At 71.2% G+C, this 18133-nt stretch carries 19 protein-coding genes; 14 read left to right on the top strand and 5 right to left on the bottom strand.

What is annotated here, in order from left to right; translation table 11 throughout:
- Nucleotides 1–40 precede the first annotated feature (40 nt).
- Nucleotides 41–604 (top strand): XRE family transcriptional regulator, encoded by a 564-nt coding sequence (locus tag AB0K15_RS32325; protein WP_364059165.1) that lies wholly within the window; start codon nt 41–43, stop codon nt 602–604.
- A gap of 26 nt (nt 605–630) precedes the next feature.
- Here the strand turns inward: AB0K15_RS32325 and pdxS are convergent, their stop codons facing one another.
- A complete protein-coding gene (pdxS, locus tag AB0K15_RS32320) occupies nt 631–1545 on the bottom strand; it encodes a pyridoxal 5'-phosphate synthase lyase subunit PdxS (protein ID WP_364058979.1) in 915 nt (304 codons plus the stop codon).
- 455 nt (nt 1546–2000) lie between these two features.
- Between pdxS and pdxT the strand changes: the two genes are divergently transcribed.
- From pdxT to AB0K15_RS32305, 3 genes are all read left to right on the top strand, one after another.
- Nucleotides 2001–2660 carry a pyridoxal 5'-phosphate synthase glutaminase subunit PdxT gene (gene pdxT, locus AB0K15_RS32315; RefSeq protein ID WP_364058976.1) on the top strand — a complete coding sequence of 220 codons (660 nt, stop codon included), beginning with the start codon at nt 2001–2003 and terminating at the stop codon, nt 2658–2660.
- Nucleotides 2661–2720: 60 nt separating this feature from the next.
- The gene (locus tag AB0K15_RS32310) at nt 2721–3476 is read left to right on the top strand and encodes a YebC/PmpR family DNA-binding transcriptional regulator (RefSeq protein WP_364058973.1); all 756 of its coding nucleotides are present in this window, start codon (nt 2721–2723) and stop codon (nt 3474–3476) included.
- Between the two features lie 291 nt (nt 3477–3767).
- Complete coding sequence (locus tag AB0K15_RS32305; RefSeq protein WP_364058970.1) at nt 3768–4289, top strand: DUF4262 domain-containing protein; 522 nt, start codon at nt 3768–3770, stop codon at nt 4287–4289.
- Between the two features lie 34 nt (nt 4290–4323).
- Here the strand turns inward: AB0K15_RS32305 and AB0K15_RS32300 are convergent, their stop codons facing one another.
- Nucleotides 4324–4770 (bottom strand): cupin domain-containing protein, encoded by a 447-nt coding sequence (locus AB0K15_RS32300; protein WP_364058967.1) that lies wholly within the window; start codon nt 4768–4770, stop codon nt 4324–4326.
- A 74-nt stretch (nt 4771–4844) separates the two neighbouring features.
- Between AB0K15_RS32300 and ruvC the strand changes: the two genes are divergently transcribed.
- The 8 genes from ruvC (at nt 4845) to AB0K15_RS32260 (ending at nt 14033) form a co-directional block, all read left to right on the top strand.
- Nucleotides 4845–5486, top strand: a complete 642-nt coding sequence (gene ruvC, locus AB0K15_RS32295) for a crossover junction endodeoxyribonuclease RuvC (RefSeq protein ID WP_364058964.1) — start codon at nt 4845–4847, stop codon at nt 5484–5486.
- Nucleotides 5483–6079 (top strand): Holliday junction branch migration protein RuvA, encoded by a 597-nt coding sequence (ruvA, locus tag AB0K15_RS32290; protein ID WP_364058961.1) that lies wholly within the window; start codon nt 5483–5485, stop codon nt 6077–6079. The genes ruvC and ruvA overlap by 4 nt, the downstream gene beginning before the upstream one ends.
- A gap of 3 nt (nt 6080–6082) precedes the next feature.
- Nucleotides 6083–7165: a Holliday junction branch migration DNA helicase RuvB gene (gene ruvB / locus AB0K15_RS32285; protein WP_364058958.1), complete on the top strand. Its 1083-nt coding sequence runs from the start codon at nt 6083–6085 to the stop codon at nt 7163–7165.
- 155 nt (nt 7166–7320) lie between these two features.
- On the top strand, nt 7321–7743 hold the full coding sequence (yajC, locus tag AB0K15_RS32280) for a preprotein translocase subunit YajC (protein ID WP_364058955.1): 423 nt from the start codon (nt 7321–7323) through the stop codon (nt 7741–7743).
- Nucleotides 7744–7948: 205 nt separating this feature from the next.
- Nucleotides 7949–9712: a protein translocase subunit SecD gene (secD, locus tag AB0K15_RS32275; RefSeq protein ID WP_364058952.1), complete on the top strand. Its 1764-nt coding sequence runs from the start codon at nt 7949–7951 to the stop codon at nt 9710–9712.
- 1 nt (nt 9713) lies between these two features.
- Nucleotides 9714–10967 (top strand): protein translocase subunit SecF, encoded by a 1254-nt coding sequence (gene secF, locus AB0K15_RS32270; protein WP_364058949.1) that lies wholly within the window; start codon nt 9714–9716, stop codon nt 10965–10967.
- A gap of 5 nt (nt 10968–10972) precedes the next feature.
- Nucleotides 10973–11491 (top strand): adenine phosphoribosyltransferase, encoded by a 519-nt coding sequence (locus tag AB0K15_RS32265; RefSeq protein WP_364058946.1) that lies wholly within the window; start codon nt 10973–10975, stop codon nt 11489–11491.
- A gap of 178 nt (nt 11492–11669) precedes the next feature.
- Nucleotides 11670–14033: a bifunctional (p)ppGpp synthetase/guanosine-3',5'-bis(diphosphate) 3'-pyrophosphohydrolase gene (locus AB0K15_RS32260; RefSeq protein ID WP_364058943.1), complete on the top strand. Its 2364-nt coding sequence runs from the start codon at nt 11670–11672 to the stop codon at nt 14031–14033.
- On the opposite strand, the gene AB0K15_RS32255 is transcribed toward AB0K15_RS32260, so the two are convergent.
- On the bottom strand, nt 14009–14872 hold the full coding sequence (locus AB0K15_RS32255; RefSeq protein ID WP_364058940.1) for an alpha/beta fold hydrolase: 864 nt from the start codon (nt 14870–14872) through the stop codon (nt 14009–14011). The two genes, AB0K15_RS32260 and AB0K15_RS32255, sit on opposite strands and share 25 nt — an antisense overlap.
- A 73-nt stretch (nt 14873–14945) precedes the next feature.
- On the opposite strand from AB0K15_RS32255, the gene AB0K15_RS32250 reads away from it, so the two are divergent.
- Entirely contained in the window at nt 14946–15725 is a 780-nt protein-coding gene (locus AB0K15_RS32250) for an enoyl-CoA hydratase-related protein (RefSeq protein WP_364058937.1), read from the top strand.
- A gap of 7 nt (nt 15726–15732) precedes the next feature.
- Here AB0K15_RS32250 and AB0K15_RS32245 read toward each other — a convergent pair whose 3' ends face one another.
- Both AB0K15_RS32245 and AB0K15_RS32240 read right to left on the bottom strand, forming a co-directional pair.
- Nucleotides 15733–16518, bottom strand: coding sequence for an aminotransferase class IV (locus tag AB0K15_RS32245; RefSeq protein WP_364058934.1), 786 nt, complete (start codon nt 16516–16518; stop codon nt 15733–15735).
- The gene (locus AB0K15_RS32240) at nt 16519–17406 is read right to left on the bottom strand and encodes a peptidylprolyl isomerase (protein WP_364058931.1); all 888 of its coding nucleotides are present in this window, start codon (nt 17404–17406) and stop codon (nt 16519–16521) included.
- Between the two features lie 146 nt (nt 17407–17552).
- Here AB0K15_RS32240 and AB0K15_RS32235 point away from each other — a divergent pair, with 146 nt between their 5' ends.
- A complete protein-coding gene (locus tag AB0K15_RS32235; RefSeq protein WP_364058928.1) occupies nt 17553–18128 on the top strand; it encodes an MBL fold metallo-hydrolase in 576 nt (191 codons plus the stop codon).
- The last annotated feature ends 5 nt before the right edge of the window (nt 18129–18133 follow it).

The following is an 18133-nucleotide window of genomic DNA, read 5'->3' as shown; positions in this document are numbered from 1 at the left end:
TTCGTCAAGGCGAACGGAAAGACTGATGGAGCGAACACAGATGTCGCAGGAGACCGGCGGCGCGCCGCTGGAGATCATCGCCGCGTCGCTGCGGCGCGAGCGCACCCGCGCGGGCCTGTCGCTCACCGAGGTCGCGCGCCGCGCCGGCCTGGCGAAATCGACGCTCTCGCAGCTCGAATCCGGCTCGGGCAACCCGAGCGTGGAGACGCTGTGGGCCCTGGGTGTGGCGCTCGACGTGCCGTTCTCCCGGCTCGTGGAACCCGAACGGCCCCAGGTCCGCGTGATCCGCGCGGGCAAGGGGCCGACCGTGTTCGCCGAGCACGCCGACTACGCGTGCACGCTGCTGTCCGCGTGCCCACCTTCGGCGCGCCGGGACATGTACGTGATCCGCGCGGAGCCGGGCACTCCGCGCAGGTCGGACCCGCACATGAACGGCGTGGTCGAGCACATCGTGATCTGCGCCGGACGGGCCCGCGTCGGCGTGCGCGACGACCCGGTCGAGCTGCTGCCCGGCGACTACATCTGCTACCCCGGGGACGTGCCGCACATCTTCGAGGCGCTGGAGCCCGGCACGTTCGGGGTGGAGATCTCCGAGTACTCGTGAAAAACCGGTGGTGAGAACCCCGGGGCTTACCAGCCGCGCTCGGCGAGGCGGTGCGGCTCCGGCAGCTCCTCGACGTTGATTCCCACCATCGCCTCGCCCAGGCCGCGCGAGACCTTGGCCAGCACGTCGGGGTCGTCGTAGAACGTCGTCGCCTTGACGATGGCCTCGGCGCGCTGCGCGGGGTTGCCGGACTTGAAGATGCCCGAGCCCACGAACACGCCCTCGGCGCCGAGCTGCATCATCATCGCCGCGTCGGCCGGGGTCGCGATGCCGCCCGCGGTGAAGAGCACCACCGGCAGCTTGCCGTTCTGCGCGACCTCCTTGACCAGCTCGTACGGCGCCTGCAGCTCCTTGGCCGCGACGAACAGCTCGTCCTCGGGCAGCGAGGACAGCTTGCGGATCTCGGCGCGGATCTGGCGCATGTGGGTGGTGGCGTTGGAGACGTCACCGGTGCCGGCCTCGCCCTTGGAACGGATCATCGCCGCGCCCTCGGTGATCCGGCGCAGCGCCTCGCCCAGGTTGGTCGCGCCGCAGACGAAGGGGACGGTGAAGGCCCACTTGTCGATGTGGTTGGCGTAGTCGGCGGGCGTGAGCACCTCCGACTCGTCGACGTAGTCGACACCGAGCGACTGCAGCACCTGCGCCTCGACGAAGTGGCCGATGCGGGCCTTCGCCATGACCGGGATCGAGACGGCCTCGATGATGCCGTCGATCAGGTCCGGGTCGCTCATGCGCGCGACGCCGCCCTGGGCGCGGATGTCCGCGGGCACGCGCTCGAGTGCCATCACCGCGACCGCGCCGGCGTCCTCGGCGATCTTCGCCTGCTCGGCGGTGACCACGTCCATGATCACGCCGCCCTTGAGCATCTCCGCCATCCCGCGCTTGACCTTGGCGGTGCCGGTGACGGACTGGGGTTCGGGGGTGGTCTGCTGCTCGGACACCTCGGGGCCTTTCTCGGGGACGAAACTCCTGCGGTTCCGAGCGTAGGGGCGCGGTGGACCGGTGAACCAGGCCAGTGCCCGGCTATCTCGGCAGTCCACTTTCCGGGTGGCCACCACCTGCGGTTCCGCCCGTGGCGGGGTGGTGTCGGCCGCGTCACGTGCCGCCGGATCCACGCTGACCTGCATCGGCGCCGGCGGGGTATCCTGGAGGTACCGGCGGGGGCAACCACGTGGATTCCCGTGGTTGTCCGGCCCGCGGGCGTCGTGAGCTCCGGCAAGATCCCCCTCGAGGTGGCCACTCGGCGACGTTTCGGGAAGGCCACTTGCCGGCGCCGGGGTCCGGTGGCCGGCCCGGTCCCTCGGGTGGGTGACAGCCGGCCGACCGCCCGCTGACCTGGCCGGGAGGCCCGCGGGGCGTCCCCCTAAGCTGAGCAGAACGTCTTTCGGGAGGTCGGGTGGCGACAGCTTCGGGAGCACGGCCGACGGTCGGCGTGCTCGCCTTGCAGGGCGCCGTGCGCGAGCACGTCGCGATGCTGGAGCGCGCGGGCGCGCACGCCGTGCCGGTGCGCCGCGAGGCGGAACTGTCCGAAGTGGACGGCCTGGTGCTCCCCGGCGGGGAGTCCACCACCATGTCGCGGCTGCTGGAGAGCTTCGAGCTGCTCGAGCCGCTGCGGGCGCGGATCGCGGACGGGATGCCCGCCTTCGGCTCGTGCGCCGGGCTGATCCTGCTGGCGCGCCAGGCGCTGGACGGGCGCCCGGACCAGCAGCAGCTCGGCGGGCTCGACGTGGTCGTCCGGCGCAACGCGTTCGGCCGGCAGGTCGACTCGTTCGAGGTGGACCTCGACTTCGCGGGTGTCGAAGGCGGGCCTGTGCACGCGGTCTTCATCCGGGCTCCGTGGGTCGAGAAGGCGGGGGCGGGGGTCGAGGTGCTGGCCACCGTCCCGGCGGCGCTCGTGTCCGGAGAGTCGGTGCCCGAAGACCCCGCGGCCGGCGAGCCCGAGGCTAGGATCGTCGCGGTCCGGCAGGGGTCGGTGCTGGCCACGGCGTTCCACCCGGAGATCACCGGGGACGAGCGGGTGCACCGGTTGTTCGTCGAGCTCGTGCGAGAAGCCTGAGCAGGGATTGCGGCGTGCGCGCGACGCGAGTCGGGGGCACGCGGAACAAATGGAGGAAAGATGAGCGGCCACTCCAAGTGGGCCACGACGAAGCACAAGAAGGCCAACCTCGACGCGAAGCGTGGCAAGCTCTTCGCCCGGCTGATCAAGAACATCGAGGTGGCCGCCCGGACCGGCACCGGAGGTGGGGACCCCGACGGCAACCCCACCCTCTACGACGCCATCCAGAAGGCGAAGAAGAACTCGGTCCCGCAGGACAACATCGAGCGCGCGCGCAAGCGCGGCGCCGGTGAAGAGGCCGGTGGCGCCGACTGGCAGAACATCACGTACGAGGGCTACGGGCCCAACGGCGTCGCGGTGCTGATCGAGTGCCTCACCGACAACAAGAACCGCGCCGCCATGGAGGTCCGGACCGCGCTCACGCGCAACAACGGCTCGCTGGCCGACCCGGGCTCCGTCGCGTACATGTTCAATCGCAAGGGCGTCGTGATCATGCCCAAGGGCGCGGCGACCGAGGACGACGTGCTCATGGCCGTGCTCGACGCGGGCGCCGAAGAGGTCAACGACCTCGACGAGAGCTTCGAGATCGTCTCCGAGGGCGGCGACCTGGTGCCGGTGCGCAAAGCGCTGCAGGAGGCCGGGTTCGAGTACGAGTCGGCGGAGCTCACGTTCCTCCCCACGGTCTCGGTGCCGCTGGACGTCGACGGCGCGAAGAAGGTCTTCAAGCTGATCGACGCGCTCGAGGACTGCGACGACGTGCAGAACGTGTACGCGAACTTCGACGTTTCCGACGAGGTGATGGCCTCGGTCGACTGAGGGTGGTGCGGCGTGGAGCGTGTACGCGCTGCGTCGAATTCCATGTCTCCGACGAGGTGATGGCGTCCGTCGACTGACGACGGCGCAGGGCGGGTTTTCCCGCCGCGACAAGGAGTATCGGCGGCACACCGAGAGTAGAGCGTGCCGGCGAACGGCCCCGGTCGAGTGCGGGAGAACCCGCGTCCGGCCGGGGCCGTTTCTCATTCGATCAGCGGAGCGTAGTCGGATTCCTTGCTGTGCCCGGAAATTCGCGGCTGTCGGTACTGGGCTCAGCCGCGCGGGTGCGGCACAATGGCCGCCGTGACGACCTCAGCCCTCACCGCCGAAGAGCAGCGCCTGATCGACTGGATCGAATCCCAGGCCAAGGAACGGGGCAACGCGGTCATCGCGGTCCCGCAGGACGATCAGGGCGCCGGCTTCTGCTTCACCGCCTGCGCGTGGGCGCTGCACAGCGTGCCGGAGGTCGTGGTCGTCGGTCTTCCCGGCGACCTGGGCCCGATCCTGCTCGACGCGTACGTCGACCGCGCGGCCAACGGCGAGATCTTCGAGGTCGGCAAGCGCTACGACGACTTCTTCCAGGGCAGCGCCGTCGTGTTCGAACGCGTCGCCAAGGGCCACTACCCGGAGTACTTCGGCTCGGCGTTCCTCGTCTACCCCGACGGCGACTTCCCGGCGCTGCAGGTCCTCGTCGCCACGGCCGACGGGCACTTCCCGTGGCAGGACACGGCTCCCGAAGGCTTCGCCGAGTGGCAGCCGGTGCTCACCGAAAGCGGTGTGCCGGAGAGCTGGACCCCGGGCGTCGACGGGCCCTGATCACCGGCAACCCTGATCACCAGCGGCCGTCGGGTCACCGCGGCAGGGCCCTCAGCTCCGCCGCCGCGGCGGGAAACCGCGCGGCGAGCGTCTCGACGTCGGCGAACTCCACGCAGTCGTCGGTGTAGCTCGGCACCACCACGGTGCCGAGCAGGGACCACTCGCCCAGCGGGACCGTCGCCTGCCAGGTTCCCGCGGGCACCACGACCTGCGGCCGTTCGCCCGCGGCGACGTCGGTGCCCAGCACCGGCCGGGTGACCGTGCCGTCCGGGTGCAGGAGCAGCATCCGCGCCGGCGCCCCGGCGTGGTGCACGAAGACTTCGACGCGATCCAGGCGGTGCGGAGCGGAGACCTGCGGCGCCACCAGCAGGTAGTAGATCGCGGACCCCTCCTCGGCCCGCCAGCTCTGCGCGAAGAGGCCGCCTTCGACGGGCAGCGGCGACAGACCCAGGTGGCGGATGAATTCCGGTGGCTGCGGCATGGCGACCATCCTGCCGCGCCCCCGCCCAGTAGCCTGCACCTCGAACGAATGTTCGCGCAGGCGAAGGAGAAGGTGTGCGGGTGCTCGGGGTCGACCCCGGTCTGACCAGGTGCGGTCTCGGCGTGGTCGACGGTGGCAAGGGCCGGGTCGTCCGCGCGGTGGCCGTCGGCGTCGTGCGCACCCCGCCGGAGGACGATCTCGCCCACCGGCTCCTCGGCATCGCCGACGAGGTCGAGGTCTGGCTGGACCGCTACAAGCCCGAGGCGATCGCCGTCGAGCGCGTGTTCGCGCAGCACAACGTCCGCACGGCCATGGGCACCGCGCAGGCGGGCGGCGTCGTCGCGCTGGCCGCGGCCCGGCGCGGGCTGCCGGTCGTGTTCCACACCCCGAGCGAGGTCAAGGCCGCGGTCACCGGGTCGGGCCGCGCGGACAAGGCGCAGGTCACCGGTATGGTGATGCGCCTGCTCAACCTCGAGGTGAAGCCCCACCCCGCCGACGCGGCCGACGCGCTGGCGCTGGCCATCTGCCACCTCTGGCGCGAGCCGATGCGCGTTCGCCTCGCCGACGCCGAGGCGCGCGCGGCCGAGCTGGCCCGCGCGCACAAGGCCAAGCTGGCGGCCGCCGCGAAACAGGCGGGCGCCGCCACCCGCACCCCGGTGCGGCGCGCGGCCCGCCGGACCCCGAGCAAGCTGGACGACACTGGAGCACCCCGATGATCTCCTCCGTACGCGGTGAAGTGCTGTCCGTCGGCCTGGACCACGTCGTGGTCGAGGTCGGCGGCGTGGGCTTCGCCGTGCAGGCCACCCCGGCGACGCTCGCGACGCTGCGCCGCGGCGAGCAGGTGCGGCTGCACACCGCGCTGGTCGTGCGCGAGGACTCGCTGACCCTGTTCGGGTTCGCCGACGAAGACGCGCGCGAGCTGTTCGGCCTGCTGCAGACCGTGTCGGGCATCGGCCCGCGGCTCGCGCTCGCCACGCTCGCCGTGCTGGAGCCCGACAAGCTCCGCGCCGCGCTCGTGGAAGGCAACATCACCGTTCTCACGCAGGTGCCCGGCATCGGCCGCAAGGGCGCCGAACGGCTCAGCCTCGAGCTGCGCGACAAGGTCACCGCACTCGGTGGCACCGGCGAGGTGCCGGCCGTGTCCGCACCCGGTGCGCTGCGCGCCGAGGTCGTGGAAGCGTTGGCAGGACTGGGTTTCCCGGCCAAACAGGCCGAGCAGGCGGTGGATCGCGTGCTGGCCGAGGGCGAGGGGCACACCACCGCGACGGTGCTGCGCTCGGCGCTGGCCACCCTCGGGCGCAAGCGGTAGACGATGGACCACGAAGTGACGGAGTTCGAAGCGGCCGGCGACTCCGACGAGACGCTCTCCGCGTTCTCGCAGAACGGCGAGCGAGAGGTCGAGACGACCCTGCGGCCGCGCAAGCTCGACGAGTTCGTGGGCCAGCCTCGCGTGCGCGAGCAGCTGGAGCTGGTGCTGGAGAGCGCCCGCCGCCGCGGCGTGCCACCCGACCACGTGCTGCTGTCCGGCCCGCCCGGCCTCGGCAAGACGAGCATGGCGATGATCGTGGCCGCCGAGCTCGGCGCGGCCATCCGCATCACCTCCGGCCCGGCGCTGGAACGCGCGGGCGACCTGGCGGCGATGCTGTCCAACCTCGCGCCCGGTGACGTGCTGTTCATCGACGAGATCCACCGCATCGCCCGGCCCGCCGAGGAGATGCTGTACCTCGCGATGGAGGACTTCCGCGTCGACGTCGTGGTCGGCAAGGGACCGGGCGCCACGAGCATCCCGCTCGAGATCGCGCCGTTCACGCTGGTCGGGGCCACCACGCGCTCCGGCTCGCTCACCGGACCGCTGCGCGACCGCTTCGGCTTCACCGGGCAGATGGAGTTCTACTCCGATGCCGAATTGGAACTCGTCGTGCGCCGCGCCGCGACGATCCTCGACATCCCCATCGACCGGGACGGCTGTTCGGAGATCGCCCGCCGCTCACGCGGCACGCCCCGAATCGCGAACCGCCTGCTGCGCCGCGTCCGCGACTACGCCGAGGTCCGCGCCGACGGCAACGTGACCAGGGACGTCGCCCGGGCGGCGCTGAAGGTGTACGACGTGGACGAACTCGGCCTCGACCGGTTGGACCGGGCCGTGCTCAGCGCGCTGACGCGTTCGTTCGGCGGGGGACCGGTCGGCATCTCCACACTCGCCGTCGCCGTGGGTGAGGAGGCGACCACGGTGGAAGAGGTGTGCGAGCCCTACCTGGTCCGCGCGGGTATGCTCGCCCGCACTCCGCGTGGCCGGGTCGCGACCGCGGCCGCGTGGGAGCACCTCGGCCTGGTGCCACCGCCCGACGCAGGGCGGCCGGACCAGGGCGGTCCCACGTTGTTCGACCAGAGCTGAACCAGGGTTGACGGGGACGTCGGACACCGGCCGGCGGGAGCGCAACGGACGGTGGGTGCTGGCGATTTCGCGAGCACCTGGCACACTCGAAGACAGCACATCCGTCAAAACCGGACGTAAGCACCGACGACGCGACGTCCGTCGAATGGAGAGTCATGAACAACTTACTGCTGCCGTTGCTGCTGCTGGTCGTGGTGGCCGTGCCGCTCGTCCTCGGTACCCGCAAGCAGAAGAAGCAGCAGGCAGCCCAGCAGGACCTGCAGAAGAGCATCGCCCCCGGCGACCGCGTGATGACCACCTCGGGCCTCTACGGCACTGTCGCCGATGCTTCCGGCGACGACACGATCGACATCGAGATCGCCCCGGGCGTCGTCACCACGTGGCTGCGCATCGCGGTCCGCGAGAAGGTGCAGCCGGCCGTCGAGACCGACGAGACCGAGGTGGAGGCGGACTCCGACGACACCGTCGGCGGCGTCACTTCGACCACCGCCGAGGCGCCCGCGCAGGAGTCCATCGAGGCCGAGGGCGAGAAGTCCGGTGCGCAGATCGCGCCCCCGCTGGAGCACGGCAAGAAGTGACCTGCTTCTTCCCCGGGCAGTGACACGCGCGTAGCCGACGAAAGTCGGTACGGGCGAACGCAGGGCTCACGCAGCACCGAGTACTGTCTCGGTGCTGCGTGCGTGTCCGCCGCCATAGTCATGCCCAGCAGCGTCCCGGGAGCACCGTCCCGGCTCGCTCACCGAACCAGTTGGGGTCCACCCAGTCCGAGGAGACCGAAGCACCGTGGCACCATCGGCCGGGCATCTCCGCCCGGGACGCTATCTCGCCTTCTTCGCCCTGATCGTGGTCGTGCTCTACGCCCTGGTGTTCTTCACCGGCAGCGGCAAGCCCACGCCGAAGCTCGGCATCGACCTGCAGGGCGGCACCCGGGTCACGCTCACCGCGCGGACGCCGGACGGCGGCCAGCCCACGCGAGACTCGCTGAACCAGGCGCGCCAGATCATCGAAACCCGCGTGAACGGCATCGGTGTCGCCGGCACGGAGGTCGTGCTCGACGGCAACAACGTCGTCATCACGGTCCCGGGCGCGCAGGGTGACCAGGCGAAGTCCCTCGGCCAGACCGCGAAGCTCGGCTTCCGCAAGGTCATCACCTCGCAGCCGAACACCCCGGCCGCGCCGCCCGCCTCGGGCAACCCCGCGGCGCCGCCGGCTTCGGGCACCCCCTCCACGCCGCCGTCCTCCGGTGCGCCCTCGGCTCCGCCGTCCGCCACGGGCGCGCCGTCGAGCACGCCGAACGGCGGCGGTGGCGCGGCCGGTGCCCCGGCCCAGCAGCCGCCGAGCACCACTCCGTCGGCCCCGCCTGCCTCGACCACCCCGGCGGCCGGTGGCCAGGCGCAGACGCCGATCCAGCAGGCGCAGGCCATCCGGCAGAACCCGGACCTGGCCTCGACCGACCAGGCCAAGGCGCAGGCCGCGCAGCAGGCCGCCCTGGCCTCGCTCACCTGCGCGCCGAACGTCGCCGACCCGCTCGAGGGCAACGACCTCTCGGACAAGCCGCTGGTCGCGTGCGGTGACAAGGACGCCACGAAGTACGTGCTGGGCCCCCAGTTCCTGCCGGGCACCGAGATCTCCACCGCGTCCTCGGGCTACGACCAGCAGCGTGGCCAGTGGGTCGTCGACCTGACCTTCGACGGCGCCGGCAGCAAGACCTGGGGTGACTTCACCTCCGCCAACGTCGGCTCGCAGGCCGCGTTCGTGCTCGACACGCAGGTCGTGTCCGCGCCGACCATCCAGTCGGCCATCCTCGGCGGCAACACGCAGATCACCGGCCAGTTCACGCAGGCCGACGCGAAGAACCTCGCCGACGTCCTGAAGTACGGCTCGCTGCCGCTGTCGTTCGACTCCTCCGACGCCACCACCGTGTCGGCGACGCTCGGCTCCGCATCGCTGCAGGCGGGCCTGCTCGCCGGCGCGATCGGCCTGATCGTGGTGTTCATCTACTGCCTGATCTACTACCGCCTGCTGGGGATTCTCACGATCCTGTCGCTGGCGCTGTCCGGCCTGCTGGTCTACGCGGTGCTGGTGCTGCTCGGCCGGTGGATCGGGTACACGCTCGACCTCGCCGGCATCGCCGGCCTGATCATCGCCATCGGCATCACGGCGGACTCGTTCGTCATCTACTTCGAACGGCTCAAGGACGAGATCCGGGAAGGGCGCACGTTCCGCTCGGCGGTGCCGCGCGGCTGGGCTCGCGCCCGGCGCACGATCCTGGCGTCCGACGCGGTGAGCTTCCTGGCCGCGGCGATCCTGTACGTGATCGCGGTCGGCGACGTGCAGGGCTTCGCGTTCACCCTCGGCATGTCGACGGTGCTCGACCTCGTGGTGGTCTACCTCGTCACGCACCCGCTGGTGGCGATGGTGTCCACGTCGAAGTCGGCGTTCCTGTCCAACCCCCGCAACCTCGGCCTCGGTGCCGTCCAGCGCCTGGCTTCGGAGCGCAAGTCCACCCGCCCCGCCGTCGGCCGCACGAACGTGAAGGAGGCCTGACGTGGGCGTCGAAGACCTGGGCACGGACGCCGAGGCGGGCGCCGGCAAGGCCACCCCGTCCGGCAAGAAGGAAAGCGTCTTCCACCGGCTCTACGTCGGCACGGGCGCCTTCGACATCGTCGGCGCGCGCAAGCGCTGGTACATCTTCTTCGCGGCGCTGGTGCTCGTCTGCATCCTCTCGATGTTCATCCGCGGCTTCAACTTCGGCATCGAGTTCGAAGGCGGCACGCAGATCCAGCTGCCGGCCCGCGGCGCGCACGGCGAGATCACCACCTCGCAGGTGACCGAGTCGTTCACCAAGGCGCTGGGCAAGCAGCCGTCGGAGACCCAGAGCGTCGGCACCGGCAACGCGAAGACGATCCAGATCCGGTCGGAGGCGCTGCCGGTCGACCAGGTCGCCAAGGTGAAGCAGCAGCTGTTCACCGACCTGGCGCCGGAGGGCACCAACGGCCAGCCTAGCGCGCAGGCCATCAGCGACAGCGCGGTGAGCGCGTCGTGGGGCGGGGAGATCTCGCGGCAGGCGCTGATCGCGCTCGCGGTCTTCCTCGTCGCCGTGGTGATCTTCCTGGCGATCTACTTCGACACGCGGATGGCCGCGGCGGCGCTGATCTCGCTGATCCACGACATCGTGGTCACGGCGGGTGTGTACTCGCTCGTCGGCTTCGAGGTCACCCCGGCGACGGTGATCGGCCTGCTGACCATCCTGGGGTTCTCGCTGTACGACACGGTGGTGGTGTTCGACAAGGTCCGCGAGAACACGCGCGGCCTGCTCGGCCTCACCCGCCGCACGTACGCCGAGGCGGCCAACCTGGCTCTGAACCAGACGCTGATGCGGTCGTTCAACACGGCGTTCATCGCCCTGCTGCCGATCCTCGGCCTGCTGATCGTCGGGTACGTCCTGCTCGGCTCGGGCACGCTGCAGGACCTGGCGCTCGTGCAGCTCACGGGCACCCTGGTCGGCGTGCTGTCGTCGGTCGCGCTCGCGACGCCGCTGCTGGTCGACTTCAAGATGCGTGAACCGAAGTACCAGCAGCAGGCGCAGCGCGTCGCGGCCCGCCGGGCCAAGGCCGCCGCTCGCGAGGCCGAGGGCGAGGCCTTCGACGCAGCGGACGACGACGCCCTGGCCGCCGAGCTCCGTAAGGAGAAGGCGATGGCCGCGGCGGCCGGCGTTCCGGCCCGCACTCCGAAAGCGCGCCCGCAGAACAAGCCGCGCCGCGCCGGTGGCGGCGTGTCGTCGGCGAAGCGGAAGCGCTGAGCCGGATGGAGCTGGAGAAGGCCCTCGGCCTGATCGCCGAGGTGCCGGACTTTCCCGAGCCCGGCGTGCTGTTCCGCGACCTGAGCCCGCTCTTCGCGGACGGCCCCGGGTTCGCCGCGGTCGTCGACGCACTGGCCGGCACGCTCAGCCCCGGGGTTGAGCTGCTGGCCGGCGTCGAGGCCCGCGGGTTTCTCCTCGCCGCGGCCGTCGGGTACGCCCGCGGCCTCGGCGTGGTGCTCATCCGCAAGCCCGGCAAGCTGCCGTCGGTGGCGGGCCGGGTCGACTACGGCCTCGAGTACGGCACGGCCGGCGTCGAGCTGCCGGCCGACGTCGTGCAGCCCGGCCGGCGCGTCGGCGTGATCGACGACGTCCTCGCCACCGGCGGCACGGTCGCCGCGACGGCCAAGCTGCTCGAAGACGCCGGCGCCGTGGTCGACGGCGTGTCGGTGGTGCTGGAGCTCGCGGCGCTGGGCGGTCGTGGCGTGCTGGCGGGCCGCCGGGTCGAGGCGCTGCAGGTCGTCTGACCCCGCGTCACCAGCGCGAACGGCCGGGAAGCCGGGACGCTCGCGCGGCGTTGAAGAAGGTGTGGCTGCGCAGGTGCTCGGCGGCGCGCCGTCTGCCGATCGGACGTAGGCGGCGAGGCCACGCGGTCGAACGGCTACCCTGGGGGTTCGAAGGCCGCACGAGCAGCAGGAGGTGCGGGTGAGCCAAGAGCTCGACGCCGCGGTGCCCGCCAAGCCGGTGCCCGCGAAGGATGGCTCCGGTGCGCGAGGTGCGCAGTCGGTGCCGCCGCCGAAGGCGAACGGGGCCGCGCCCAACCCGTCGGCGACCCGCCGGGTGCGGGCCCGTCTGGCCCGCCGCATTACGGCCCAGCGGGCCGCGCCCGTCAAGCAGGTGCTCGAGCCGCTCGCCGTTATCCACCGCGAGCTGCACCCCAACGCCGACCTCGCGCTGCTGCAGCGTGCCTACGACGTCGCGGAGGAGCTGCACCGCGACCAGCGGCGCAAGTCCGGCGACCCGTACATCACGCACCCCCTCGCCGTGGCCACGATCCTCGCCGAGCTGGGCATGGACACCACCACGCTCGTCGCTGCGCTGCTGCACGACACCGTCGAGGACACGGGCTTCTCGCTCGACCAGCTGAAGGCCGACTTCGGCGACAAGGTCGGCGAGCTCGTCGACGGCGTCACCAAGCTGGACAAGGTCAAGCTCGGCATGTCGGCCGAGGCCGAGACGATCCGCAAGATGGTCATCGCCATGGCGAAGGACCCGCGAGTGCTCGTGATCAAGCTGGCCGACCGGCTGCACAACATGCGCACCATGCGCTTCCTCCCGCCGGAGAAGCAGGCCCGCAAGGCCCGCGAGACGCTGGAGGTGCTCGCCCCGCTGGCCCACCGCCTCGGCATGGCGACGGTGAAGTGGGAGCTCGAAGACCTCGCGTTCGCGATCCTGCAGCCGAAGAAGTACGACGAGATCGTGCGCCTGGTCGCCGACCGCGCGCCCTCGCGTGACACCTACCTGCGCAAGGTGATCGCCGACCTCACGGGCAACCTCGTGTCGTCGCGGATCACCGCCAAGGTCGAGGGCCGGCCGAAGCACTACTACTCGATTCACCAGAAGATGATCGTGCGCGGGCGCGACCTCGACGACATCCACGACCTGGTGGGCGTGCGGATCCTCGTCGAGGACGTGCGCGACTGCTACGCCGCCATGGGTGTCGTCCACGCGCTGTGGCAGCCCGTGCCCGGCCGGTTCAAGGACTACATCGCCCAGCCGCGTTTCGGTGTGTACCAATCGCTGCACACCACTGTGATCGGCCCGGACGGCAAGCCGCTCGAGGTGCAGATCCGCACGTACGAGATGCACCGCACCGCCGAGTACGGCATCGCGGCGCACTGGCGGTACAAGGAAACCAAGGGCACCCACAGCGGCAACTCGATGGACGTCGACGAGATCGCGTGGATGCGCCAGCTGCTCGACTGGCAGCGTGAGGCCGCGGACCCGGGTGACTTCCTCGAGTCGCTGCGCTACGAGCTGGCCGCGCGCGAGATCTTCGTCTTCACGCCCAAGGGCGACGTGATCACGCTGCCGGCGGACTCGACGCCGGTCGACTTCGCCTACGCCGTGCACACCGAGGTGGGCCACCGCTGCATCGGCGCCCGGGTGAACGGCCGTCTCGTGGCTCTCGAGCGCAAGCTGGAGAACGGCGAGAACGTCGAGATCTTCACCTCGAAGGCGGAGAACGCCGGCCCGAGCCGAGACTGGCTGCAGTTCGCCGGCTCGCCGAAGGCGCGCGCGAAGATCCGCCAGTGGTTCGCGAAGGAGCGCCGCGACGAGGCGATCGACGCGGGCAAGGAAGCGATCACCAAGGAGATCCGCAAGGTCGGGCTGCCCATCCAGCGGCTCGTCTCGGCGGAGTCCATGGGCTCGGTCGCCAAGGAGCTGCGCCACGGGGACATCTCCTCGCTGTACGCGGCCGTGGGGGAGGGCCACACCAGCGCGAAGCACGTGGTGCAGCGGCTGGTCGCGCTCATCGGCGGCGTCGACGAGGCGGAGGAGGAGCTCGCCGAGCGGGCCACCCCGTCCACGGTCACGCGGCGGCGCGGATCCAACGACGTCGGCGTGATCGTGAAGGGCGCCAGCGACGTGTGGGCGAAGCTCGCCCGTTGCTGCACCCCGGTGCCGGGCGACGAGATCCTCGGGTTCGTCACGCGCGGCGGCGGGGTGAGCGTGCACCGCACGGACTGCACCAACGCCGACGACCTGCGCACCCAGCCCGAGCGGCTGGTCGAGGTGGAATGGGCGCCGTCGTCCTCGTCGGTGTTCCTGGTGGCCATCCAGGTCGAGGCGCTCGACCGGCACCGGCTGCTGTCCGACGTCACCAAGGTGCTGGCCGACGAGAAGGTCAACATCCTCTCGGCGTCGGTCACGACCTCGCGCGACCGCGTGGCCGTGAGCCGGTTCTCGTTCGAGATGGGCGACCCGAAGCACCTCGGCCACGTGCTGAAGGTGGTGCGGGGCGTCGAGGGCGTGTACGACGTCTACCGGGTCACGTCGGCTTCCTGATCCCGGAACCACGAGCGGAGCGCCTCGGTCACTTCGGCGGGGCGCTCCATCGGGGGCAGGTGGCCGGTGCCGGGCAGGTCGAGGCGGGCCGCGCCGGGGATCTCCCGCTCGAACATGTCGGCGAGTTCGAGCAGTCCCGAGCCGTCTTCCCGGCCGATGATCACCAGCGTGGGCGCGGTGATCTCGCCGAGGCGGTGGCGGGTGCCGGGGAGGTCCTCCGTCCACTTCGGATCGGTCCACTCGCGGCGGTAGACGCCCTCGCACATTTCGAGGGCGCGGGCGTAGAAGTCCTGGTCGACGTCTGCTCGGGTCCGATGTGGACCGACGACGAGGTAGCGGACGTTGGCGTCGGCGATCGCGTGGACGTCCGCCTCGTCGACGCGTTCGGCGCTGTGGTCCTGGTAGCGCTTGAGCTTTTCCCACGGCACCGCGGCGAGCATGGCTTCGCGGCTTTCCGACGCCATCGGCTCGGGCCACTCGTGCCCGGACAGCCCGGCGCCGATGAGCACGACGCGGGTGACGCGTTCGGGCGCGGCCAGTGCCGCGTCGAGCGCGTAGGCGCCGCCCATCGACGAGCCGGCGAGCGCGGCCCGGTCGATGCCGAGCACGGACATGAGCGCGAGCAGGTCACGGTGGTGGGAGACGGTGCCTTCGGCCGCCTGCGAGTCGCCGTGGCCGCGGCGGTCGTAGCGGATCACGCGGTGGTGCTCGGCGAGGGCCGCGAACTGGTGGTCCCACATGCGCCGGTCGGCGAGCCCGGCGTGCAGGAGCACCACGGGCGAGCCTTCGCCGGCTTCGTCGTAGCCGAACCGCACGCCGTCGACCTCGATCATCCCCATGGACGCCACGCTAGCGCGGGGAGCTGGTCACAGACGCGGGTTTCGCGCAGGGCGATCCCGCTAGGGTGCTGGCATGACCGACGGATTCGAGTTCACGCGCGACGGCGAAGTCGCGCGGCTGACGTTCGCCCGGCCGGAGAAGATGAACGCCATCACCTACGGAATGTGGTCGGCGATCCCGGACGTCGTGGCCGAGGTCGAGGCCGACCCGGCGGTCAAGGTCCTCGTGCTCACGGGTGCGGGCAAGCACTTCTCGGCCGGCGCCGACATCAGCGAGTTCCGCGATCTGCGCTCCACCGCCGACGGCGCGGCCACCTACGACAAGGCCGTCGACGGCGCTGTGGCCGCCCTGACCTCGATGCGCAAACCGTCCGTCGCCATGATCCAGGGCAACTGCATCGGCGGCGGCTGCCAGCTGTCCGTGGCGTGCGACTTCCGCTTCGCCTCGGAAGACGCGCGCTTCGGCATCACGCCCGCCAAGCTCGGCATCGTCTTCCACTTCGACTCGACGCGCCGGCTGGTCTCCCTGGTCGGCCCCGCGAACGCCAAGTACCTCCTGCTGTCGGGCGAGCTCATCGACGCCGTCCGCGCCCGCGAGATCGGCCTCGTCAACGACCTCCACGCCGCAGAAGGCCTCACCGCGGCCACCGCGGCCTTCGTGGACACCCTCTGCTCCCGCTCGCAGGCCTCGATCCGCGGCATGAACCGCATCATCGAGAAGATCGTCGGCGGTCAGCAGCACCCGGACGACGAGGTGGACGCCATCCGCCTGGCCGCACTGCACGGCGAGGACTACGCGGAGGGCGTCGACGCGTTCCTGAACCGCCGGCCGCCGACGTTCACGCACCGCTGAGGAGTGCTCAGATCTCGTCCCACGGCGCGCTTTCGTACGCCTCGGTGAGCAACCGGGCCGCCGCGGGGTCGGTGCGCAGCACCACACCGTCGACGGACGCGACCGGCCGGCCCACGGTCTCGGAATTGGTGAGGAACACGGCGTCGAAGCCGGGCAGCTCGCGGGGGTGGACCCGGCGGGTCACCTGCGCGACCCCGGCGGCGGCCAGCCGTTCCTTCAGCAGCAGATAGGTGATGCCCGGCAGCACCGCTGCCTCGGGCCACACCACCGTGTCGCCTTCGAGGAACCCGAGGTTCCAGATGGACGCTTCGCTGAGGTGTCCACTGTGGTCGATGAACACCGCGTCGTCGTAACCCGCGAGCACGGCCTGGCGCGAGTGGTGGATCAGGCCGAACGTGCCGGTGTGCTTCACCTCGGGCAGGTCGCGCTGGTACCGCACCGATCTCAGCCGGATCGGGTCGGCGACGTGCTCGTGCGGGGGACCGGTGCGCACGAGGATTTCGGGCTCCATCACGGGAGCTTCTTCGCTGGAGCGGGAAGAGACGAGCACGCGCACCGACAGCGCCCCTTGCCCGGCGACGAGCTTGCGCACGTAGCCGCGGACCCGGTCGAGGTCGAGTTCGCTGCCGAACAGCAACCGGGTGCTCGTGGCCAGCCGCGTGAGGTGGAGGGCGAGGCCGCGAACCCGGCCGTCGCGGACCTGCATCGCGGTGAAGTGGCCGTAGCCGCAAAGAACACGAGCGAGCTGAACGGCGCTGGGTTCAGCGCCGTTCAGCTCGAACGGGAAAGACACTCAGGCCGCGACGTTCACGGCCGTGAACTTGACCTGCTTCTTCGGCTCACCGGTCGCGCCGTCCTGGCCGACGGTGCCGATTCCCGTCTTGGCGATCGCGTCGAGGACCTTGAGGCCTTGGTCGGAGATGCTGCCGAAGATGGTGTAGTTCGGAGGCAGCTCGGCGGTGCCGTAGACCATGAAGAACTGGCTGCCGCCCGAGTTCGGCTGGCCCGTGTTGGCCATGGCGAGGATGCCGCGGCCGTACTTCTCGCCGTCGATGAACTCGTCCGGGATGGTGAACCCGGGGCCGCCCGTGCCGTCGGTCGTCACGTCGCCCTTGGCGTTCGGGTCGCCGCACTGCAGCATCTGCAGGTCGGTGACGCCGAGGCGGTGGCAGATCGTGTCGGTGTAGAAGCCCTGCTTCGCCAGGCTCACGAAGGCCTCGACGGTGCACGGCGCGAGCGCGCGGTCGAGCGTGATCGGGATGTCGCCGACGGTGGTCTTCATCGTGATGTCGACCTTGCCCTCCGACGCCACGTTCTTGCCGTCCGGCGGCGTGGTCTTCTTCGGCGGCGGCGCGCTCTGCGTGTCGGCCGGGTAGGCGCACGTGGTCGGGTTCGGCAGGGCCTTCGTCCGCGTCGGCAGCGCGGTGCGCTGCGTCGGGATCTGGCCGACGGTCGGCACCGGCGGGGCCGAGCTCGACGGCGGCGGGCTGGCAGCCGCCGTGCTGTCGTCGCCACCGCCGCTGTTCACGACCCACACGACTACCCCGGCCACGATGAGAACGACACCGCCGACCACTCCAGCGCCCACGATCTTGCGTCGCTTGGCCCGGTCCCGCCGGCGCTCGATCTGCCGCTCGAGTTTCCGCTTAGCGGCTTCACGGCGCTGCTGGTTGGTCGCCACCCGCCCTCCAGTTCAGGCTCGATGTCACACGTCTGAGGTAGCGGCAGTGTATGGGCACAGCCTGTGAGGACTCTGTACAGGGGCCGCTAGTCTCGATCCGATCGTGATCGGCGCCGCTTCGCCAACGCCGGGACAGGAGGGGTTTGGTGCTCGTCGTCGGGTTCGTCGCGGGACCGCTGCGCGCGAACTGCTACCTGCTCGCCCCTGCGCCGGGCGGCGCGTGCGTCGTGGTGGACCCCGGGCAGGAGTCCGCGGAACCGCTCGCGGCCGCGCTGGCCGAGCACGGGCTCACGCCGGTCGCGCTGCTCGCCACCCACGGTCACCCCGACCACGTCGCCGGCGCCGCCGGCCACGACCTCCCGCTGCACCTGCACCCGGCCGACCGCGAGTGGTTCGCGGGACCGTCGGTGCCGCTGGCCGAAGGCGCGCTCGAAAGGGCGGGCCTGGCACTCGACGTCGTGGCCGTGCCCGGCCACACGCCGGGGTCGGTGGCTTTCGCCGTGAACGCGAGCGAAGGTGGCAGGCTGGTGCTCACGGGGGACACGCTGTTCGCCGGGTCGATCGGGCGCTCCGACGGCTCCGGCGCCGAACTGGAGAGATCGTTGCGCACGAAGCTGCTGACCCTGCCCGACGACACCGTCGTGCTGCCGGGCCACGGGCCCGCCACGACCATCGGGCGCGAACGCGCGACCAACCCCGCGCTCACGGCGGCGGAGGCGTGACGGGC

The organism is Amycolatopsis sp. NPDC049253, assembly GCF_040678995.1.
GTDB lineage: Bacteria > Actinomycetota > Actinomycetes > Mycobacteriales > Pseudonocardiaceae > Amycolatopsis.
The sequence above is the reverse complement of the archived record's forward strand: the minus strand, read 5'-3'. Positions and strand labels throughout refer to the sequence as shown.

Excerpts from the sequence above, each read along its gene's own strand:
- AB0K15_RS32310 (WP_364058973.1), top strand. The coding sequence starts at position 2,721 with ATGAGCGGCCACTCCAAGTGGGCCACGACGAAGCACAAGAAGGCCAAC.
- AB0K15_RS32300 (WP_364058967.1), bottom strand. The coding sequence starts at position 4,770 with ATGCCGCAGCCACCGGAATTCATCCGCCACCTGGGTCTGTCGCCGCTG.
- ruvB (WP_364058958.1), top strand. The coding sequence starts at position 6,083 with ATGGACCACGAAGTGACGGAGTTCGAAGCGGCCGGCGACTCCGACGAG.
- AB0K15_RS32250 (WP_364058937.1), top strand. The coding sequence starts at position 14,946 with ATGACCGACGGATTCGAGTTCACGCGCGACGGCGAAGTCGCGCGGCTG.
- AB0K15_RS32325 (WP_364059165.1), top strand. The coding sequence starts at position 41 with ATGTCGCAGGAGACCGGCGGCGCGCCGCTGGAGATCATCGCCGCGTCG.
- AB0K15_RS32265 (WP_364058946.1), top strand. The coding sequence starts at position 10,973 with ATGGAGCTGGAGAAGGCCCTCGGCCTGATCGCCGAGGTGCCGGACTTT.
- yajC (WP_364058955.1), top strand. The coding sequence starts at position 7,321 with ATGAACAACTTACTGCTGCCGTTGCTGCTGCTGGTCGTGGTGGCCGTG.
- ruvA (WP_364058961.1), top strand. The coding sequence starts at position 5,483 with ATGATCTCCTCCGTACGCGGTGAAGTGCTGTCCGTCGGCCTGGACCAC.
- AB0K15_RS32305 (WP_364058970.1), top strand. The coding sequence starts at position 3,768 with ATGGCCGCCGTGACGACCTCAGCCCTCACCGCCGAAGAGCAGCGCCTG.
- AB0K15_RS32255 (WP_364058940.1), bottom strand. The coding sequence starts at position 14,872 with ATGGGGATGATCGAGGTCGACGGCGTGCGGTTCGGCTACGACGAAGCC.